At 56.9% G+C, this 18,404-nt stretch carries 17 protein-coding genes and 1 other RNA gene; 4 read left to right on the forward strand and 14 right to left on the reverse strand.

Features of this window, described 5'->3' with window-relative positions:
- Positions 1-7: 7 nt before the first annotated feature.
- Together nrdE and nrdF are read left to right on the forward strand one after the other, a co-directional pair.
- The gene (gene nrdE / locus FC75_RS01615) at positions 8-2,179 is read left to right on the forward strand and encodes a class 1b ribonucleoside-diphosphate reductase subunit alpha (protein ID WP_056988944.1); all 2,172 of its coding nucleotides are present in this window, start codon (positions 8-10) and stop codon (positions 2,177-2,179) included.
- Positions 2,180-2,248: 69 nt separating this feature from the next.
- A complete protein-coding gene (gene nrdF, locus FC75_RS01620; RefSeq protein WP_056988945.1) occupies positions 2,249-3,205 on the forward strand; it encodes a class 1b ribonucleoside-diphosphate reductase subunit beta in 957 nt (318 codons plus the stop codon).
- Between the two features lie 52 nt (positions 3,206-3,257).
- On the opposite strand, the gene FC75_RS01625 is transcribed toward nrdF, so the two are convergent.
- The 9 genes from FC75_RS01625 to FC75_RS01660 form a co-directional block, all read right to left on the reverse strand.
- A complete protein-coding gene (locus tag FC75_RS01625) occupies positions 3,258-4,436 on the reverse strand; it encodes an iron-containing alcohol dehydrogenase (protein ID WP_056988946.1) in 1,179 nt (392 codons plus the stop codon).
- Positions 4,437-4,514: 78 nt separating this feature from the next.
- Positions 4,515-5,006, reverse strand: coding sequence for a GNAT family N-acetyltransferase (locus FC75_RS01630; protein ID WP_162261090.1), 492 nt, complete (start codon positions 5,004-5,006; stop codon positions 4,515-4,517).
- 11 nt (positions 5,007-5,017) lie between these two features.
- Positions 5,018-6,916: a M13 family metallopeptidase gene (locus FC75_RS01635; RefSeq protein ID WP_054662562.1), complete on the reverse strand. Its 1,899-nt coding sequence runs from the start codon at positions 6,914-6,916 to the stop codon at positions 5,018-5,020.
- Positions 6,917-7,072: 156 nt separating this feature from the next.
- A complete protein-coding gene (locus FC75_RS01640; RefSeq protein WP_054662565.1) occupies positions 7,073-7,300 on the reverse strand; it encodes a hypothetical protein in 228 nt (75 codons plus the stop codon).
- A 65-nt stretch (positions 7,301-7,365) separates the two neighbouring features.
- The gene (locus FC75_RS01645) at positions 7,366-8,298 is read right to left on the reverse strand and encodes an NAD(P)-dependent oxidoreductase (RefSeq protein ID WP_082397700.1); all 933 of its coding nucleotides are present in this window, start codon (positions 8,296-8,298) and stop codon (positions 7,366-7,368) included.
- Between the two features lie 11 nt (positions 8,299-8,309).
- On the reverse strand, positions 8,310-9,440 hold the full coding sequence (locus tag FC75_RS01650; RefSeq protein WP_054662568.1) for a THUMP domain-containing class I SAM-dependent RNA methyltransferase: 1,131 nt from the start codon (positions 9,438-9,440) through the stop codon (positions 8,310-8,312).
- A 237-nt stretch (positions 9,441-9,677) separates the two neighbouring features.
- Positions 9,678-10,039: RNase P RNA component class B (gene rnpB, locus FC75_RS12365), an RNA gene on the reverse strand.
- A 19-nt stretch (positions 10,040-10,058) separates the two neighbouring features.
- Positions 10,059-10,448, reverse strand: coding sequence for a cell division regulator GpsB (gene gpsB / locus FC75_RS01655; protein ID WP_054662572.1), 390 nt, complete (start codon positions 10,446-10,448; stop codon positions 10,059-10,061).
- Positions 10,449-10,504: 56 nt separating this feature from the next.
- A complete protein-coding gene (locus FC75_RS01660; RefSeq protein WP_056988958.1) occupies positions 10,505-11,068 on the reverse strand; it encodes an SLOG family protein in 564 nt (187 codons plus the stop codon).
- A 70-nt stretch (positions 11,069-11,138) separates the two neighbouring features.
- Here FC75_RS01660 and recU point away from each other — a divergent pair, with 70 nt between their 5' ends.
- Positions 11,139-11,753 carry a Holliday junction resolvase RecU gene (gene recU, locus FC75_RS01665; RefSeq protein ID WP_056988948.1) on the forward strand — a complete coding sequence of 205 codons (615 nt, stop codon included), beginning with the start codon at positions 11,139-11,141 and terminating at the stop codon, positions 11,751-11,753.
- Complete coding sequence (locus FC75_RS01670; RefSeq protein WP_054662575.1) at positions 11,746-14,034, forward strand: transglycosylase domain-containing protein; 2,289 nt, start codon at positions 11,746-11,748, stop codon at positions 14,032-14,034. The genes recU and FC75_RS01670 overlap by 8 nt, the downstream gene beginning before the upstream one ends.
- Positions 14,035-14,105: 71 nt before the next feature.
- Here the strand turns inward: FC75_RS01670 and FC75_RS01675 are convergent, their stop codons facing one another.
- From FC75_RS01675 to FC75_RS01695, 5 genes are read right to left on the reverse strand one after another with little or no spacing between them, the layout of a single operon-like run.
- Positions 14,106-14,573 carry a deoxycytidylate deaminase gene (locus tag FC75_RS01675; protein WP_054662578.1) on the reverse strand — a complete coding sequence of 156 codons (468 nt, stop codon included), beginning with the start codon at positions 14,571-14,573 and terminating at the stop codon, positions 14,106-14,108.
- Entirely contained in the window at positions 14,570-15,223 is a 654-nt protein-coding gene (locus FC75_RS01680) for an endonuclease III domain-containing protein (protein WP_054662619.1), read from the reverse strand. Before FC75_RS01680 ends, FC75_RS01675 begins: the two co-directional genes overlap by 4 nt.
- Positions 15,224-15,228: 5 nt before the next feature.
- Positions 15,229-15,840, reverse strand: a complete 612-nt coding sequence (locus FC75_RS01685; RefSeq protein WP_054662581.1) for a DnaD domain-containing protein — start codon at positions 15,838-15,840, stop codon at positions 15,229-15,231.
- A gap of 52 nt (positions 15,841-15,892) precedes the next feature.
- Positions 15,893-17,191 (reverse strand): asparagine--tRNA ligase, encoded by a 1,299-nt coding sequence (asnS, locus tag FC75_RS01690; RefSeq protein ID WP_054662584.1) that lies wholly within the window; start codon positions 17,189-17,191, stop codon positions 15,893-15,895.
- A gap of 16 nt (positions 17,192-17,207) precedes the next feature.
- Positions 17,208-18,386, reverse strand: coding sequence for a pyridoxal phosphate-dependent aminotransferase (locus FC75_RS01695; RefSeq protein WP_056988949.1), 1,179 nt, complete (start codon positions 18,384-18,386; stop codon positions 17,208-17,210).
- Between the last annotated feature and the right edge of the window lie 18 nt (positions 18,387-18,404).

The raw sequence follows: 18,404 nt of genomic DNA on the forward strand, positions 1-18,404 counted from the left end.
TGACATTATGGCATTAAGCACATTAAAACCAGAGGACGTTTCCTACTACGCCTTGAATAACGAGATCAACATTCCAGTTGACGGTCAGATCCCGTTGGCCAAGGACAAGCAGGCGCTCGCGGCATTTTTAAAAGAAAACGTTGACCCCAACACCAAGCACTTTGACTCGCTTCAGGCGCGGTTGGATTACCTCGTCAAGCACAACTATTACGAAAAGGCGATGCTCGATAAATACAGTCCCGCTTTCTTGGAAAAACTCAACACTTTTCTGAGCCACGCCGGGTTCCACTTCAAGTCTTTTATGGCGGCCTATAAGTTCTACGCGCAGTATGCGCTGAAGACTGACGACAACCAGTACTACCTGGAAGACTTCAAGGACCGGGTCTTTTCTAATGCCTTGTATTTCGCGGACGGCAACGAGGCCCTCGCCATGGCGATCGCCGACGAAATGATCCACCAGCGCTACCAGCCGGCGACGCCATCGTTTCTCAATGCCGGCCGTCAGCGCCGCGGTGAGCTGGTTTCCTGTTTTCTGCTTCAGATCAGCGATGACATGAACTCGATCGGTCGCGCCGTCAACTCCGCCTTGGAGCTGTCTCGCATCGGCGGCGGGGTCGGCTTGACGCTGTCGAACCTGCGTGAAGCCGGGGCCCCGATCAAGGGCATCGAAGGCGCCGCCAGCGGCGTGTTGCCAGTCATGAAGCTGCTGGAAGACAGTTTTTCCTACTCCAACCAACTGGGCCAGCGCCAAGGGGCCGGGGTCGTTTACCTGAACGTCTTCCATCCGGACATCATCAGCTTCCTGGGCGCCAAGAAGGAAAATGCGGACGAAAAGTATCGCGTTAAGACCCTGAGCCTCGGCGTGATTGTGCCGGACAAGTACTACGAACTGGTCGCCGCGGATGCCGACATGTACCTGTTTTCCCCTTACTCTGTCGAGCGCGAGTACGGTCAGCCGTTCTCCTATGTCGACATCAGCAAGGAGTACGACAACATGGTCGCCAATCCCAAGATCAAGAAGTACAAGATCAAGGCGCGCGACCTTGAAAACGAAATCTCCAAGTTGCAGCAGGAATCCGGTTACCCGTACATTGTGAACATCGACACGGCGAACGATGCCAGCCCGATCGCCGGTAAAATCATCATGTCCAACCTGTGCTCCGAGATCATGCAGGTCCAAACCCCGAGCGTGATTAACAACAAGCAGGAATACGACGTGATGGGCACGGATGTTTCCTGCAACCTGGGCTCGACCAACATTCCCAACCTGATGAAGAGCAAGGACTTCGGCAAGAGCGTTGAGGCGATGGTGCGGGCGTTGACCTACGTCACCGACAGCAGCAACATCGATGTCGTGCCGTCGGTTCAGCACGGCAACCACTTGGCCCACTCCATCGGTCTGGGCGCGATGGGCCTGCACACTTACTTTGCCCTGAACCACATGCAGTACGGGGATGAGGAGTCGCTGGACTTCACCAACATTTACTTCCTGCTGCTCAACTACTACACCCTGAAGGCCTCAAACAAGATTGCCGCCGAGCGCGGCGAGACGTTCCACAACTTCAAGGCCAGCAAGTACGCCGATGGCTCCTACTTCGACAAATACATCGACCAGACCTGGGCCCCGAAAACCGAGAAGGTGCAGGCACTGTTTAAGGACGTCAAGATCCCGACTCAGCAGGATTGGGCTGATCTGAAAGCCGCAGTGATGAAGGACGGCTTGTACCACCAGAACCGCCTCGCCGTGGCCCCGAACGGCTCGATTTCTTACATCAACGACACCAGCGCCTCCCTGCAGCCGATCGTTAACCGCATTGAGGACCGCCAGGAAAAGAAGATCGGGACGATTTACTACCCGGCCCCCGGCCTCTCGAACGACACGATGCCCTACTACAAGAGCGCTTATGACATCGACATGCGCAAGGAAATCGATGTTTACGCCGAGGCTCAGCAGCACGTTGACCAAAGCATGTCCCTCACCCTGTTCATGCGCTCCACGATTCCAGAAGGCATGTACCCGTGGAAGAAAGGTCGCACCAACAAGATGACCACCCGCGACCTGAACATCCTGCGCAACTATGCGCACCACAAGGGGATTAAATCGATTTACTACATCCGCACTTACACGGATGACCAGGAAGAAATCGGCTCAAACGCTTGCGAATCTTGCTCGATCTAAACTGCAGCGGGCAGGGCTTGGCCCTGCCTTTTGCGGGTCTTGCGGCAAACAATTTTAAGGAGTGGCAAAATGGCTGAAAAGCAGTACATTGCGATCAATTGGAACGACATTGAAGACCAGATCGACAAGGCGACCTGGGAGAAGCTGACTGAACAGTTTTGGCTGGACACCCGGATTCCGGTTTCAAACGACTTGGATGATTGGCGCACGCTGGGTCATGACGAACAGTGGGTCGTCGGGCACGTCTTCGGCGGGCTGACCCTGCTGGACACCCTGCAGAGCCAGGACGGCATGCGCAGCCTGATGGATAACATCCGCACCCAGCAGGAACGGGCCGTGCTGAACAACATTCAGTTCATGGAGTCCGTGCACGCGAAGTCCTACTCGACGATTTTCTCCACGCTGAACACGCCGGCGGAAATTGACGAGATTTTTGAGTGGACCAACTCCAATAAGCACTTGCAGTACAAGGCGAACAAGATCAACGACATTTACCACAACGGTTCGCCGCTGGAGAAAAAAGTGGCGTCGGTGTTCCTAGAAACCTTCCTGTTCTACTCCGGCTTCTTCACCCCGCTATACTACTTGGGCAACAACAAGTTGACCAACGTCGCCGAGATCATCAAGCTGATCATTCGCGATGAGTCCGTTCACGGGACCTACATCGGCTACAAGTTCCAGCTCGGCTTCAACGAGCTCTCAGAAGACGAGCAAGGCAAGATGAAGGATTGGATGTACGATTTGCTGTACGACCTTTACGCCAATGAGGAAGGTTACACGAACGACCTGTACGCCAAGACCGACTGGACTGACGAAGTCCTCACCTTCCTGCGCTACAACGCCAACAAGGCGCTGATGAACCTCGGTCAGGACCCCTTGTTCCCGGATACTGCTGAAGACGTCAACCCGATCGTCATGAACGGGATCTCAACGTCGACCTCAAACCACGACTTCTTCTCTCAGGTCGGCAACGGCTACCGGCTGGGCCAAGTGGAAGCCATGAGCGACGACGATTACAAGTTCTAGGCCAAACAAATAGCGCTGATCGCTTCGCGGCGATCAGCGCTATTTTTATGGGCTAAGCCAGACCAGGCGTCATGCTGGCTTGGTAAATGGCGGTGACTGCCGCTTCGTCCAGTGGCAGATAAGCATTACCCAACCGCTTGGCCGCGGCCTGAGCCATTGGAGCGAAGTTCTTGTCATCGGGGATGCCGACTTCTGGGAGCGTCATGCCAAAGCCCAGGCTGGTGATCCAGGCCAGCGTTTTGGCAATGGCGTGCCCTGCCAGGTCTTCGTCTTCGGCATCGGTCAGGTGCCAGACGTTGCGGCCGAACCGCGCAAACAGCGCGGTGGTCGTGGGATCGGTCGTCAGGACATAATGCATCCAGCGCGGCGTCAAAATGCCCAGCCCGACGCCGTGCGTGATGTCGTAGTAGGCGGAAAGCTCGTGCTCCATCGGGTGGCACGACCAGCCGTTGCGGTTGCCGGCGCCCATTTCCCCGTTCAGCGCGGCGGTCGCGGTCCACATCAGGTTCTGACGAGCGGGCAATGAATCGGGGTGCTTGATGGCGACCGGCGCCCACTTGATCACGCTGCGCAGCAGGCCTTCGATCATGCCTTTGGTGGCATCATTATCGGGCTCGCGGTCAAAGTACTGCTCGCACAGGTGGCTGAAAATATCCATGGCGCCCGCCGCCGTTTGCCGCGCCGGAACCGTGAAGGTCAGGGTCGGATCCATGAAGGAAACGGCCGGCGTGCGACTGCTGCGAGCGCCCAGCTTCTGTTTGGTCTCAGGGTTTGAGATCACTGCGTTGATGTTCATTTCAGTGCCGGTCGCGGCCAGGGTCACGACATCGACAATCGGCAGCTGCGGGGTGTTTTTGCCCAACTCACTGTCGCGCACGATGTCCCACGGGTCACCGTCGTAGTTCGCAGCCTCGCCGATTACTTTGGACGCGTCAATGACCGAGCCGCCACCGACGGCCAGAATCACCTGAATATTGTTGGCCTTCGCCAGCTTCTGGCCGGCGCGCACGGAATCGATCTTAGGATTAGGTGCGATGCCTGGCAGTTCCGTCACGTGCAGGCCGGAGAGCGCCTTGATGACGCGGTCGTAGAGCCCGCTGGCCTTAATTGAATGGCCACCGTAAACGAAGAGCACACGGTCGCCGAACTGACTGACGGCCGCTTTCAGGTCCGCTTCCTTGAGCGGTCCAAAACGCAGATCTGTTTGATTATTTAAGCGAAAAGCTTGCATGATTGACCTCCAATACTTTCTTTGGCAGGCGAAGCTGTCATTTCTACTGTGAGCCAAGTGGCTGGAATTGGCAAGCCGTTATCGGTAGCGCACCCACCAGGTCTCCGCATCTTGGTGTGCGGAAAAGACCAGCCAGGCTAAGTGCAGCCCTAACCGCCGTGCGACACTGGCAGACTGCTGATTGGACTCATCGCAGCCGATCAGGACGGATTGCGCCTCGAGCGGGCCGAACGCCAGCTGCATCACGGCGCGGGCCGCCTCAGTCGCAACCCCCTGCCCCCAGTACTTGGGCAGCAGCAAGTAGCCAATTTCCACCGCCTCGATATCTTGATGCAGGTGACACTCGACCGCACCCAGGAACACGCCGTCTTGTTCGATCACCCACTTGCCCGCCGGTTGGCCCAACCAGTAGCGGCGAATGTTGGCCTCGGCGGCGCTCAGGTCGGCGAACCGCAACGACCACTGATTGGCGCGTGGATCGCGACCATTCTCCAGCAGGGCCTCGGCATCAGACAGCAAAAACGGCCGCAGCGTCAGCCGGACCGTTTCCAGACGCGAATATTGCGCCAATATCTTTTCGGTTACCAAATGTGGACCCGCTTTTCCGGTGCGGTGTACATCCCGTCGCCTGGTTTAACATCGAAGGTCGTGTAAAATTCGTCGAGGTTTTGCGGTTGCACATTGGCGCGCAACTTGTTTGGGGCGTGCACATCAATCGACAGGATAAACTTGGCGTACTCCGGCCGAGACTTCTGACGCCAGACCCGGGCCCAGTTGGTGAAGAAGGCCTTGAGGTCAGCGTCCGGCTGATTCTGCGCGGTTTCCAGTGCGGCGGCCAAGCCACCCGCATCGGCGATGTTTTCGGAGACAATCTGCTTGCCGTTGACCTTGCCGGCCGGCGTTTCGATTCCATCGAACTCGTCGATCATCTGCTGGGTCAGTTCCTTGAAGTGCGCGTAGTCGGCTTCCTGCCACCAGTTCGTCATGTTGCCGTACTCGTCAAACTGGGCCCCGTTGTTATCAAACCCGTGTGAGATCTCGTGGGCGATGACCGCGCCGATCCCCCCGTAATTTTCGCTGGCGGTCTGCTTCAGGGAGTAGAACGGCGCCTGCAGGATCGCTGCCGGGAACGTGATGTCATTGCGCGACGGATCGTAACTGGCGTTGACCAGGTGGCCTGGCATGTTCCAGACGTTGCGGTCGACCGGCTTGGTCAGCTGCTCAACGTTGAAGGCATGCCGGGCCTCGGCAAGCTGGATCACGTTTTCCAGCAGGCCTTGGTCTTCCTGCACGTGCATGCGGTCGTACACTTCGTTCGGGCGCTCCGGGTAGCCCATTTTCAGGACCATTTTGTCGAGCTTGACGATGGCCTTGTCCTTGGTGGACTGACTGAGCCAGTCGGAGTGCGCCAGGCGGCGCTTGTAAGTCGCGATCATGTTTTTGACCAGCTGGGTCACGTCCTGCTTGGCTGCTTCGCCGAAGTACGTGCGGCCGTAGTAGATACCGACCGGTTCCGAGAAGACCCGGTTGGCCAGTCGGTAGGCGTGCTTGATTTGCTTAGGCGCTTCGGGATTGCCTGACAAAGCGCGGCCAAACTTACCCCCGAGCTGGCGCAGGTCTTCGCTCAGGTACCCGGTGTTGGAAACCAAGTCGGAGACATAGGCCCAGTGCTTGTAACGCTCAAAAGTCGCGGCGGAGAACAGCTGCGTGAACTCCTTCAAAAAGCGCGGATCGCCAACAATAATGGTTTCCGGCACTGCCGGCCACGCGTCCTTGGCAAAGCGCGCCAAATCAAAGTCTCCTAGCTGATCGGCCACTTCCTGGAAGGATTGCGGGTTGTAAGCTTTCGGGTAGTCCGCCCATTCCTCGCGCGTCTTGACGTGCTTGGCGAGTTCGCGGTCAAACGCCAACGCATCGTTCAGGTAAGTCTCTTGGTCGCCGGCAGAAAGGTCCGTTTGCGCCAAAATTTCCTTGACCATGTCGGCCCAGACCTTGAGCAGCGCCTGGCCCTGCTGGTTATCTTCAGCGTAGTAAGGCACGTCAGGCAAAATGGTCGAAGGACCAGTCAGCGTGATCTTATTCACGCTGGTATCCTTCAGGTCGGGTTCCGCATCCGTTTCAAACGGCATTGGGAACAACGACGCTGACAGGTCAGCGGCTTTGGCGTTGAACGCCGCAATATCAGAGGTGTCATTCAGTGGTACTAGGCGGTCCAGAGCCGGCTTAATCCCCGCCTTGTCGCGCGCAGTGAAGTCCTTCGCCTTGTCGTAAAGCTTAACGGCCTCCGCAAAGTAGGCATCCGGCGCCTTTTTACTGCCGTCACTGACCGCCGCAAAATCGGCCATTAACTTGGCCTCAACGTCGTCTGCGAGGTCATTAAAGCCCCCAGTCGCCGTTTTGTCTGGCGCGATTTCCGCCGTTTTTTCCCATTCGCCATTGACTGACTCGTACAAGTCGTCTTGGTATCGTGCTTCTGCCATGTTCCTGTCGCTCCCTTCGCTGGCTCTCACCAGCGTTTAATGTAATGCTAATTATAGCGCAAGCCGCAAGGGTTTTCACCCATACATTCCCCTTACCACCGTTCTGCACCAATAAGGCAAAAAAAAGGCACGACATTGAACGTCGTGCCGCAGGGCTCAGGCCCAGGCGATCTTGGTGATCGCGTATTCCTGTAGCCGTTTCGCCCCTTTGGTGGTTTCGATGATCACCGTGCTGCGTTCCTGATACGGCTTCACCGTGGCGGGGTGAATCTCCGAGATGATCCCCTTCAAGACCTTTTTGTCGATGGTGTGAATCGACACCTTGCGTTTGGTCAGTAATGCGTCCTCCAGTAAGCTAATAATCTCAGTGGTGCGTTGCGCCATGAGCAAGAACCTCCTTTTGGGTGCTTTTGATAACGCTTTCAGTATACGCGTTATCCGGTCAAAAATCAGTAGCCAGCGGTCAAGTCAACGCGATTTTTGACAATCTGACCCGTGGCGGCTAAGGCCTCGAGGTTCGGTTTAAAAATTTGGTAAACCGCCTCGCGCAAGTGCGGGACGGTGCCCGAAATATGTGGCGTGATCAGCACGCACGGCTCCTGCCAGAGCGAATCGGTGCCCGGTAGCGGCTCTTGCTCGAAGACGTCCAGCGCCGCCCCTGAGAGGCGGCCGGCGTGGAGCGCATTGCGCAGCGCCACGGTGTCCACAGTCTGACCGCGCCCGACGTTAACAAACAGCGGGGCCTGCTTGAGGCCGTTGAAGAAACCAGCGTTGAAAAAGTGCTGTGTGGCGCCAGTCAGCGGCATGACGTTGATCAGCACATCCGCATTTTCCGCAAACGAAGCAGCCTGCTCATCGGTACCGACCTTCGCGAACCCTTCGGCGGCGTTGCCGTGGCGGCTAATTCCCCAGACAGTCATTCCCTGCTGGTTGAGCCGGCGGGCGATGGCCCGGCCGATGTGGCCCGTGCCAAAAATCACCGCCGTTTTGCCGGCTGGTAGCCACATCGAAGGCCGCCTTGCTTCATTGTCCCACTGCCGCGCAGCAGGCACTAGTCCGCGCGCAAAGGCAAGAATCATCGCCAGCGTTGACTCGGCAATGGGCTCAGCATGAATGCCGCTGGTGTTGGCCAGCTGAATGCCTTGCTGCTGGAACTGCGTCAGTGGCAGGTAATCGACGCCAGCTGACATGGCCTGAACGAATTTAACGTGATTCGGCCCGGCAATCAGCTCAGCGCCGACCGCGTCCCAGCCCAGGATCACATCGATGCTTTCGGCCTGAGCAGAGGTAAAAGCAGCCTTGGAAATGACATGCCAGTCCGGGTGCTCAGCAAAGTCATCAGCCGCACTATCCGGCAGGCCGTACAAAGTTAAAATGTTCATGCTACCACTCCTTAGTGGCGCCGCTGCGCCCAGAACTGGAAGTAATCCGTGCGAATTGTCCCGTTGTATAGCTTGCGCCGCTTTGTGGCCTTGTGCCCGAACGCTTTTTCAAATTCGAGGTCCGCGGTCAGAATGTAGCGGCTCCAGTTAGTCAGGTCGCCGTAAACTTGCCCCATCTCGCGGTAAAGCGTGCGGGCGGCGTCAAGCTCACCCAGTCGTTTCCCATATGGCGGATTCGAGACCAGCACCCCGTGTTGGTCGTTGTCCAGCCGATTGTCTTTGACGGCGAGCTGCTTGAATCGAATTGTCTGGCCCAGCCCGGCTTGCTTGGCATTTTCCTGCGCGATCTCGATCATTTTCGGGTCCAAATCAAAGCCCTGAATGTCGAGCTCGCGGTCAAAGTCGGCTGCATCCAGCGCCTCGTCCTTCACATCCTGAAGCACCTGCGGAGCCATGAAGGCAAAATTCTCGAACGCAAAATGCCGCTGCAGCCCAGGGGCAATGTTTAAGCCCCACAGCGCGGTTTCAATCGGAATTGTGCCAGAACCAGTGGTCGGGTCAACAAAGGGCATGTCCGGGTGCCAATTCGTCAGCATCACCAGCGCGGCCGCGAAGTTCTCTTTTAGCGGCGCCTCCCCTTTGGCGATCCGGTAGCCGCGTTTGAACAAGCTGGGGCCGGTGGTGTCGATGGTCAGCGTCGCGACGTCACGGAGAATCGAGACCTCAAGCGGATACGTTTTGCCGGTTTCCGCCAGCCGTCCGCGCCGGTGATACACCGTGGCCAGCTTATCGACAATGGCCTTTTTCGTGATTGCCTGCACGTCAGGCTCGGAGTGCAACTTCGAGCGCACACTGCGGCCTTCGACTGGGAAGGCCGCGTCCAGTGGCAGGTACTGATCCCAAGGCAGTGCCTTGACGCCTTCGAACAACTCGTCAAAGGTCGTGGCCGTGAATTGGCCGACAATGATCTTCACGCGGTCGGCGGTACGCAGCCACACGTTGGCCTTCGCAATGGCTTTTTCGTCGCCTTGAAAATACACCTTGCCGTTGTCAGTCTGCTCGTCAAAGCCCAAGTCGCGAATCTCGCGGGCGGTCAATGCTTCCAGTCCGGAAGCCATGGTGGCCAGTAATTTATATTGCATAATAGTCTCCTTTTCTGTCGCTTCAATGTTACCCCAGAAAAGGGGCTGTGTCACCGGAAACGAACACGGCAATGCCTTGATCGTCTGGTCATCGGGCTAAACGGCGCCAGGCCTTCGCACCATTAATCGGGCTTCGGGTTCTCAACGATGGAGCATCCAGCCTAGCTAAGCGCGCGAACCCTTCGCACCATACAAAAAACAGCCCGGGGAAACCCCGAGCCGCGCCTGTTTGCAGTCCTCTATAAGCCATGTTTTGTTCCAGCACCAAGTCAGGCCAAGGTGCCTTCAGTAATCATCTATCTCAGCTTTCGCTGTTAGGGCCATCGGTTCAATTTCCTAGGCCTTGCGCCCCTACCAAAGTTTGGGTTACTCGCTCGCGGGGTTTACCCGTTCCAAGCTGACGGTTTCCCGTCAGCATCGTCTCTGTGGCACTTTTCAGACCGACTCACGCATAGCCGAAGCCTTAGCGCTTTGGGTCGCCGTTACCGTAAAACGGTACTCAGGCTTATTGGGCCTGACGCGAACACTCCAAGCATCGCAGCTTGGGCGGGCATGGACTTTCCTCACCAGACATCAGCCTGGCGCGATTACTCGAGAACTGCAAATGAATTCACAAATTTAGTACTGATCGATTCCAGATTGGTCGTCGTGGGTGCTTTGGCCGCCATCAGACAACTTGCTGCCAAAGACGTGACGCTCCAGGTTGGATAGCCGCTTCAAAATGTCGTAGTTCGTCGCAGTGGCATTCGGCTGCTGCGGGGTGGCCGCGGCCACGTTCTTCGAAACGGATAACTGCTTGGTCAGCTCGTCAACGCGACTGCGCAAACGGGCATTTTCCTCACTTTGGCGATCCAGCTCGGCGTTATAATTCTCGTAATCCTTGATGATTTGATCGAGAAATTCATCGACCTCGTCGGGATCGTCACCGCGCATGACCTTTTTAAAATTCTTATCCAAAATGGCCTTGGGGTCAAGTTGAACATTGAATGTTGTTTCCTTGCTATCCATATCCAGCACCTCATTCGAAGACTTACTGAAACTATTGTATCATACCACTAATCGCTTTAAAACTGCTCATTTGCATGGTTTTCGCCCCAATCGCGGGCGGCCTCTTCCAAATCCTCCATCGTGATCAGTGTCAGCGGATACGCACGGCGATTACTTTCCGCCTGCGCGCCTTGGTACGCAAAGCGCGGCTTGCCCTCAAAGTCCGGGTCGTAAACCAGCAGCGCCCCGTCTGTGTGGTGCAGCATGAACTGCGTGTAGCCCGAAAGTTGGCGTGGGTTTTGGTATGGGGCGCTAGAAGTGGGCTGGCTAAAATCCACCTGACTGATCAACGTCTGCAGGCGATTTTGATTATCTTCGTTCCACTGGTGACCGAAGTCCGCAAATGGCAGCATGACCGCCACTTTTAAATCCGGGTAATCAGGCTTCAAACTCATCGCAACTTGAGCACCCCACTGCTCGATGCCGAGCTCCCCGCCTGTGATCACCCACTTGAGGCCATCATCCAGAAGTGGAATCAAGGCATTTTTTAAACTATACTTAATCACCGTGATTTTAGGGTCGTCTTCCCCGTGAGTGCTCAGTTCCCACGAGCGATACCCGGTCAGCCAAAGGCGTGTCAGCATAACGGTTCCCTTCTCATTAGGTCACAACCGGCCAAGATTGATATAATGGCGCTAGGAGCGTGGACATATGGCAATTCATTACCCCAATGGTAAAGCATACGAGAGCGGCAAGCAAACTGCCGAAGACGCCGTCAACTACGGCGGCCGGGGCATGACGCTGGAAGCCGAGCTCAATGCGAGTAATCAGTATTACCGGGCGGCCAAACGCGCGGTGATTTATAAAAAACCGACCCCGATCCAGATCGTCAAGGTCGACTACCCTCAGCGCAGTCAGGCGGTCATTAAAGAGGCTTATTTCAAAACCCCTTCGACGACCGACTATAATGGCGTCTACCAGGGTTATTATGTTGACTTTGACGCCAAAGAGACCAAAAACAGGCAAAGCTTCCCGCTCAAGAACTTTCATCCGCATCAGGTCAGGCACCTGAACGCTTGTCTCGAACAAGGCGGGATCTGTTTTGCGTTGATTCGCTTTGTGACGTTGAATCGGCTGTTTGTGTACCCGGTCAGTGACTTGAACCGCTGGTGGGCCGAGAGCTTGAAAAACGGCCGCAAGTCGATTCCCCTTAAAGCAATTGAAACAGCCGGGTTCGAACTCCACCCCAAGCTGCAGCCACTGATTCCTTACCTGGACGGCGTGGACTGGTTAATCAAAACAAAGAGAGGCACTGAAAATGGCTAATACCCCATCACGAATGGCGCGTAAGCAAGCGCGGCACCCGAAGAAAAAGCGGCGGTGGCTCACCGTTCTAAAAACCTTGCTGGTTGTTTTTGTGGTCGCTGTGGTCGCCGGCATCGGACTGTTTGCGTATTACGCATCCAGTGCTCCCAAAGTGACCGAGGCCGCACTGAAATCAGGCGGCAGCTCCACGATTTACGATCGCTCAGGGAACGCTATCACGACCTTGGGCGTTGAAAGTCGTACCTACGTCGAGGCCGATCAGATCCCCCAGACGCTTAAGGACGCTGTGGTCTCAATCGAAGACCGCCGCTTTTATCAAGAGCGCTGGGGCATCGACCCCATTCGAATCGCCAGTGCGGCGATGAATAACGTCGTCGGCCGCGTGACCGGCCGCGGGTCAGGCCTGCAAGGCGGCTCGACGCTAACGCAGCAGCTGATCAAGCTGTCGGTCTTTTCGACCAAGGCTTCTGACCAGACCCTCAAGCGCAAGGCGCAAGAGGCTTGGCTGGCAATTAAACTGGAACAGCAGTACAGCAAGGAACAGATCCTGGAATTTTACATTAACAAGGTCTACATGGATAACGCCCAGCGCGGCATGGGCACTGCAGCCAAGTACTACTTCAACAAGGACCTAAAGCAGCTTGACCTTTCGCAGACCGCACTGCTGGCCGGGATGCCGCAGTCCCCTGCCGGGTATGACCCTTATGAGCACCCGCAGGCCGCCACGACGCGTCGCAACGAAGTCTTGCAGGCAATGGTGACGAACAAGAAGATCAGCCAAGCGCAAGCGGATGCCGCCAAGGCCAAACCGGTGACTGACGGTCTGGTCACGAAAAAGGCGCAGACCACGAACTCAGGCACGGACAAGGTCATCGATTCCTACCTCACTTCCGTCATCAAGGAAGTCAAGGCCAAAACCGGGGTCGATCCTTACAGCGAAAATCTCAAGATTTACACCAACATCGACATGAAGGCGCAGCAACGCCTGTACGATATTGTGAACACCGACCAGTATGTTCAGTTCCCCAACAATTCGCTGCAGACGGCGGTGACCATCACCAACCCGAACAACGGTCGTGTGATCGCCCAAATTGGCGGCCGCAAGACTGGTGATGTGCGCCTGGCGTACAACCGGGCCACTCAAAACGATCGCAGCAACGGGTCGACCATGAAGCCGCTGCTGGACTACGGCCCGGCAATCGAGTACCTCAACTACTCCACCTACCAGCAAATGGATGACGCGCCGTATACCTGGCCGAACAGCACCGCGACCCTTAACAACATTGACCATAATTACCTGGGCCGAATCTCTATTCGCGAGGCCTTAGTCAAATCACGCAACACCGTCGCTGCCCGGACACTGGAAGCGGTTGGCCTTTCCAGGGGGCTGAATTTCCTCAAGGGGCTTGGCATCACCCTGCCCAAAGACCAGCAGGTTTATCCGAGCGCGATTGGCGCTTCGGTGACCACAGAACAGGAAGCTGCCGCCTATTCCGCCTTTGCCAATGGCGGCACGTACTACAAGCCGACTTATGTCCGGAAAGTTGTTGACATGGAAGGCCGCACCACCAACTTCACCAGCAATGGCACCCGGGCAATGAAGGCCAGCACTGCTTACATGATCACAGACATGCTCAAGGGCGTTCTCACCGGCGGGACCGGCGTTTACGCTCGGATTCCCGGGCTACACGAAGCCGGCAAAACCGGGACTTCCGATTACGGTGATCCGGAACTTAAATCGAATCCCGCTCTCTCCGGGTTGGCCAAGGATATTTGGTTCACGGGTTACACGACCCAGCGCACAATGTCGATTTGGACGGGCTACGACAAGCCGCTGCAAAACGGCTTGGGCAATGACTCGAACTTGATTGCCCAGCAAATCTACAAGGCAATGATGAGTTACCTTGTCGAAAGTGAAAACCTGCCAAACAAGGATTGGCACAAGCCTAGCTCAGTCCTAGTCGAGCACATCCTCAAGGGGTCGAACCCGGGCACTGCCGTGACGGGCAATATGGCCAACACCACACGCGAGCTGTACGTCCGCGGCCATGGGCCATCCACCAAGACCGCTGTTGCCGACACGCCGACCAGCAGCTCAAGTACCAGTTCTTCGGTCAGCTCGACGTCGAGCAGTGAAACATCCTCGTCTTCGTCGTCAAGTTCAAGCGTGTCGAGTACTTCAAGCAGCGCAGTCAGCTCCAGTGAGCCGGCCACCAGCTCCTCCTCGGCGGAAAGCTCGTCCTCAGAGACCAGCGAGACATCGTCCTCGCATCAGCAATGATCCCCCACCAGAGATTTTGAACACAAAATCAAAGGCCTTGCCGTTTAATGAAAACGGCAAGGCCTTTTTCGTCATTTCGCTGTCACCGTGACTTGGGTCGTTTCAATGTGATGGTCCCGGAAAAGGTGGACCGCGTACGGGTCGTTATGGTAGTCATGCGCATAGTAGACACGCTTGACCCCGGCCTGGATCAAGGCTTTGGTGCAGTTTAGGCACGGATAATACGTCACGTACACAGCAGCGCCGCGCGTTGAGACCCCATTTTCGGCACACTGTAAGATCGCGTTCATCTCGGCGTGCAGCGTGCGAATGCAGTGCCCATCACGCATCAGATGGCCGGCGTCATCGCAGTGCGGATCGCCGGAAATACTGCCATTGTAGCCGGTGGCAATAATGCGATGATCGACGACCAGCAGCGCCCCCACCGTCGCGCGCTCGCAGGTCGAGCGCTGGGCGACAACGGTTGCGAGCTGCATGAAGTAGTGATCCCAGGATTCGCGGTGCTGATGCCGGGTCGAAGACACAATTTGATCTGTCATTTTGATTGACCTTCTTTCAGTGGCTTGTACTCATTCTTGAACGCCTGCCACGCAGGGTCAGGCGGCAGCTGCGGGTGCCGGGCGGTCAGCCATTCGCGGCCCAGGCGGATCAACCCCCGGTGCAGGCGGATCCACGTCTCCGGTTGCATAAGGTGTTCAAGCCGCGCTTGAATCTGGTCGGGCGTGGCTTTTTGCGGCGCAATGCCAAACCCCTTGATGATGCGGCTGACGTGCGTATCGACCGCGATGCCTGGGATGCCAAACGCATCGGTGCGCACCACGGTCGCGGTTTTGCGGCCGACGCCTGGCAGGCTTGTCAGGGCTGCGTAGGTTTGCGGGACCTGACCGTTAAAATGGTCAACTAAGGCTGCGGAAAGCGCCTTGAGGTATTTTGCCTTGTTGTGATAAAGTCCCAGCCGGTCAATTTTGGCCTCGATTTCGGCCAGCGGTGCGGCGGCCATGACCGCCGGGGTTGGATACGCGGCAAACAACGCCGGCGTGCAGGCATTGACTGCCACATCGGTGGTTTGTGCCGACAACATCACCGCGACAAGGATCTGATACGGACTGGTCGCATTCAGCGTCGGCTGCGGATCCGGGTAAAGGTCAAGCACGAGCCGCAGCAACTGCTGCGCCCGTGCATTCGTCATTTTGCTCATAGGCCCAAGTGCCTTTCCTGCTCGGCTTGGACCTGAGCCGGGGTCGTCAGGTGCTTTTTCTCCCAGTTGAGCAAGATCCGGTCCATGTACCGCAGCGAGTACGCCTGGTTCAAAACGGCCTCGCGCAGGGCCAGGTTGATCATGTCCGGTGCGTAGTGGTCAATGGTCAGCCAGTCGGTAATAGTCTGCTGCTCGATGGGCGACAGCGGCCGGCCAAACTCAGCCTCGATTTGGCTGAACACCTGCTGATTCGGCGCCTGCGCAGGTGAGACGGCTTGGCCTCCCGCGGGTTTAAGCACCTGGTCCAGCAGTGGTGTCACGTCGTACTGATCCAGCGTGCGGCCGCCTTTGCCAGGCCGCTGCACCAGCTGGATCGCCTTTTTTTGAATCAGTGTTTCGATCACGGTGTATAAATCCTGCTTTTTGAGCTTGGTCGCGGCGGCCAGGGCCCCCAGCTCCGGGGCCTCAGTGTGGTGCTGCCCCCAGTTCGCGAGAAACAGGTAAACGATAAATTCGCGGTGCGTCAACGTCGTCTCACTGAAATGCGCAAACAACGCCTGCGACAAACTGGTTTGGCCGGCGGCGAGGTAACTGCTTAGCTCTGCCATGACGGCACCCCCTTTCTTGACAAAAAAGCCGGGCCTAAGCCCAGCCCTGATATCACGGCTTTAAACGGTTGATCATCCGTGGGAACGGAATCGATTCGCGCAGGTGGTCCAGGTGGCAGATCCACGTGATGGCGCGCTCGAAGCCCAGGCCAAAGCCCGAGTGTGGCACGCTGCCGTACTTGCGCAGATCCAAGTACCATTCGTACTCGGAAAGATCCAAGCCCTTGGCCTCAATGGCGGCCTTCAGCTTGTCATAGTCAGTCTCCCGCTCGGAGCCACCAATGATTTCGCCGTAGCCTTCCGGTGCCAGCAGGTCGGCGCAGACGTAAGTATCGTCGCGACCTTCTTCCGGCAGCATGTAAAATGGCTTGATTGCCTTCGGGTAGTTCAGGACGAAGACCGGCTGTTCAAACTGTTCGGACAAATAGGTTTCCTCAGGTGACCCGAGGTCGTCGCCCCACTTGGTGTCAAACCCGCCTTCCTGCAGCATCTCGATGGCTTTGTCATAGCGGATCTGAGGATACGGGGTCTTGGTGTAGCGCTTGAGGATCTCCGGATCGCGGTCGATCAGCTTCAGCTCGTACGCACAGTTATCAAGGACGGACTGGACCAGAAAGGCGATGTAGTTTTCCTGAACCTTCAGGCTCTCGGCCTGATGCGTGAACGCCATCTCGGGTTCGATCATCCAAAATTCGGTGAGGTGACGGCGCGTCTTGCTTTTTTCGGCGCGGAAGACCGGGCCGAACGTGAAGACCTTGCCGTACGCCATCGCCCCGGCCTCGGCGTACAACTGGCCGGACTGGCTCAGGTAGGCCTTTTGGTCAAAGTAGTCGGTTTCAAACAGCTCCGTCGTCCCTTCTGGCGCACTGCCAGTCAGAATCGGCGGGTCCATTTTGATGAAGCCTTCCTTGTTGAAGAATTCATAAGTGGCCCGCACCATTTCGTTGCGGATCTGCTGGATCGCGAACTGGCGCTTGCTGCGCAGCCACAGGTGCCGGTGGTCGAGTAAGAACTCGATGCCGTGTTCCTTGGGCGTGATTGGGTAGTCTTCGCTTTCTCCGACCACTTCGATGTCGTGGACTTCGATCTCGTAGCCAAAGTGGCTGCGTGAATCTTCATGAATTTCGCCGGTCAGCCACATGCTGGTTTCCTGCCGCATTTCCTTGGCCGTCTGGAAAACTTCCTCGCTGACCTTATTTTTCAGCACGACCCCTTGGAAAAAGGCCGAACCGTCGCGCAACTGCAGAAAAGCGATTTTCCCGCTTGAGCGCTTGTCGGTCAGCCAGGCCCCGATACGAACTTCTTCATTTACGTGATCCTTTGCGTCTTTGATGCGGATCTCTTGCGTCATTGGTTATTTCCCCTTACTAGTTATTTCCAACAAAATTTTCGATGCGGCCCACTGCATCAAGCAGCGATGCCTTGTCTGTGGCGTAACTCAGGCGGGCATAGTCCGGCATGCCGAACGCCCGGCCGGGCACCAGGGCCACGCCGGTTTCCTGCAGCAGCGCAGCCACGAAGTCGTCGACACTGGTGTAGTGCGTGAGCGCGGCGGCGCGCTTGACCTGCGGAAACAGGTAAAACGCCCCTTGCGGCTTTTCAGGCAGGTCGAAGCCCGGCAGCTTTTGCACCAGCGGAAAAATCGTATTCAGCCGGTCCTCAAACGCCTGACGCATGGTTTCCACCGCTGTGCCGTCGCTGGTAAAGGCGGCCACCGCCGCGTACTGACTGGCCGCAGTCGGATTGCCAGTCGCGTGGCCCAACAACTTACCCAAGGCGTCAATCAGCTTCTCGGGTCCGGCCGCAAAGCCGATGCGCCAGCCGGTCATCGCGTATGATTTCGACACCCCGGAGATCAGCACCGTATTGGCAGTGATAGCCGGATCAATCTCGATCATCGAGGTGTAACTCGCCCCGTTGTAAATAAGGTCGCGATAAATGTCGTCGGCCACGACTAAAATCCCGTGCTGCAGTGCCCAGTTGCCGATCAGGGTCAGCTCTTGGCGGGCGTATACCGCGCCGCTAGGATTTTGCGGTGAATTGATGATCACGGCGCGGGTCTTCCGCGTCCGCTGGGCCTCCAGCTCATCCACAGTCACCTTGAAGTGGGCAGCCGCCACGACTGCGCGTGGCACCCCACCAGCCAGGCGAATCTGTTCAACATAGGACACCCAGCCCGGCGTCGGGACAAGGACCTCATCACCGGGGTCGAGCAGCACCTGAAACAGCCCGTACAGGGCCAGCTTGGCACCGGTCGTCACGGCAATTTGCGATTTGGCGTAAGTCACGCCTGTTTGCTTGGCCACGTGAGCGGCGATGGCGTCCTTCAGCTCTGCGATCCCGGTCGCCGGCGTGTAGAAGCTGGCCTGGCCGGAATTGATGGCAGCAGTTGCCGCGGCGTCGATGAACTGAGGCGTCGTGAAGTCGGGCTGGCCGATCGACAGGTCGATCACGTCCTGCCCCTTTGCTTTCATTTGCTTGGTGAGGGTACTGATCGCCAGTGTGGCCGATGGGGAAACACTGTTGATACGCTTAGACAGATGCATCTAATTCCTCCTCGAAGA

Source organism: Lacticaseibacillus camelliae DSM 22697 = JCM 13995 (assembly GCF_001436615.1).
GTDB classification, from domain to species: domain Bacteria; phylum Bacillota; class Bacilli; order Lactobacillales; family Lactobacillaceae; genus Lacticaseibacillus; species Lacticaseibacillus camelliae.

What these genes read in the sequence shown, in the direction of transcription:
- nrdE (WP_056988944.1), top strand. Translation starts at nt 8, where the DNA reads ATGGCATTAAGCACATTAAAACCAGAGGACGTTTCCTACTACGCCTTG.
- nrdF (WP_056988945.1), top strand. Translation starts at nt 2,249, where the DNA reads ATGGCTGAAAAGCAGTACATTGCGATCAATTGGAACGACATTGAAGAC.
- FC75_RS01625 (WP_056988946.1), bottom strand. Translation starts at nt 4,436, where the DNA reads ATGCAAGCTTTTCGCTTAAATAATCAAACAGATCTGCGTTTTGGACCG.
- FC75_RS01635 (WP_054662562.1), bottom strand. Translation starts at nt 6,916, where the DNA reads ATGGCAGAAGCACGATACCAAGACGACTTGTACGAGTCAGTCAATGGC.
- FC75_RS01640 (WP_054662565.1), bottom strand. Translation starts at nt 7,300, where the DNA reads ATGGCGCAACGCACCACTGAGATTATTAGCTTACTGGAGGACGCATTA.
- FC75_RS01645 (WP_082397700.1), bottom strand. Translation starts at nt 8,298, where the DNA reads ATGAACATTTTAACTTTGTACGGCCTGCCGGATAGTGCGGCTGATGAC.
- FC75_RS01650 (WP_054662568.1), bottom strand. Translation starts at nt 9,440, where the DNA reads ATGCAATATAAATTACTGGCCACCATGGCTTCCGGACTGGAAGCATTG.
- gpsB (WP_054662572.1), bottom strand. Translation starts at nt 10,448, where the DNA reads ATGGATAGCAAGGAAACAACATTCAATGTTCAACTTGACCCCAAGGCC.
- recU (WP_056988948.1), top strand. Translation starts at nt 11,139, where the DNA reads ATGGCAATTCATTACCCCAATGGTAAAGCATACGAGAGCGGCAAGCAA.
- FC75_RS01670 (WP_054662575.1), top strand. Translation starts at nt 11,746, where the DNA reads ATGGCTAATACCCCATCACGAATGGCGCGTAAGCAAGCGCGGCACCCG.
- FC75_RS01675 (WP_054662578.1), bottom strand. Translation starts at nt 14,573, where the DNA reads ATGACAGATCAAATTGTGTCTTCGACCCGGCATCAGCACCGCGAATCC.
- FC75_RS01680 (WP_054662619.1), bottom strand. Translation starts at nt 15,223, where the DNA reads ATGACGAATGCACGGGCGCAGCAGTTGCTGCGGCTCGTGCTTGACCTT.
- FC75_RS01685 (WP_054662581.1), bottom strand. Translation starts at nt 15,840, where the DNA reads ATGGCAGAGCTAAGCAGTTACCTCGCCGCCGGCCAAACCAGTTTGTCG.
- asnS (WP_054662584.1), bottom strand. Translation starts at nt 17,191, where the DNA reads ATGACGCAAGAGATCCGCATCAAAGACGCAAAGGATCACGTAAATGAA.
- FC75_RS01695 (WP_056988949.1), bottom strand. Translation starts at nt 18,386, where the DNA reads ATGCATCTGTCTAAGCGTATCAACAGTGTTTCCCCATCGGCCACACTG.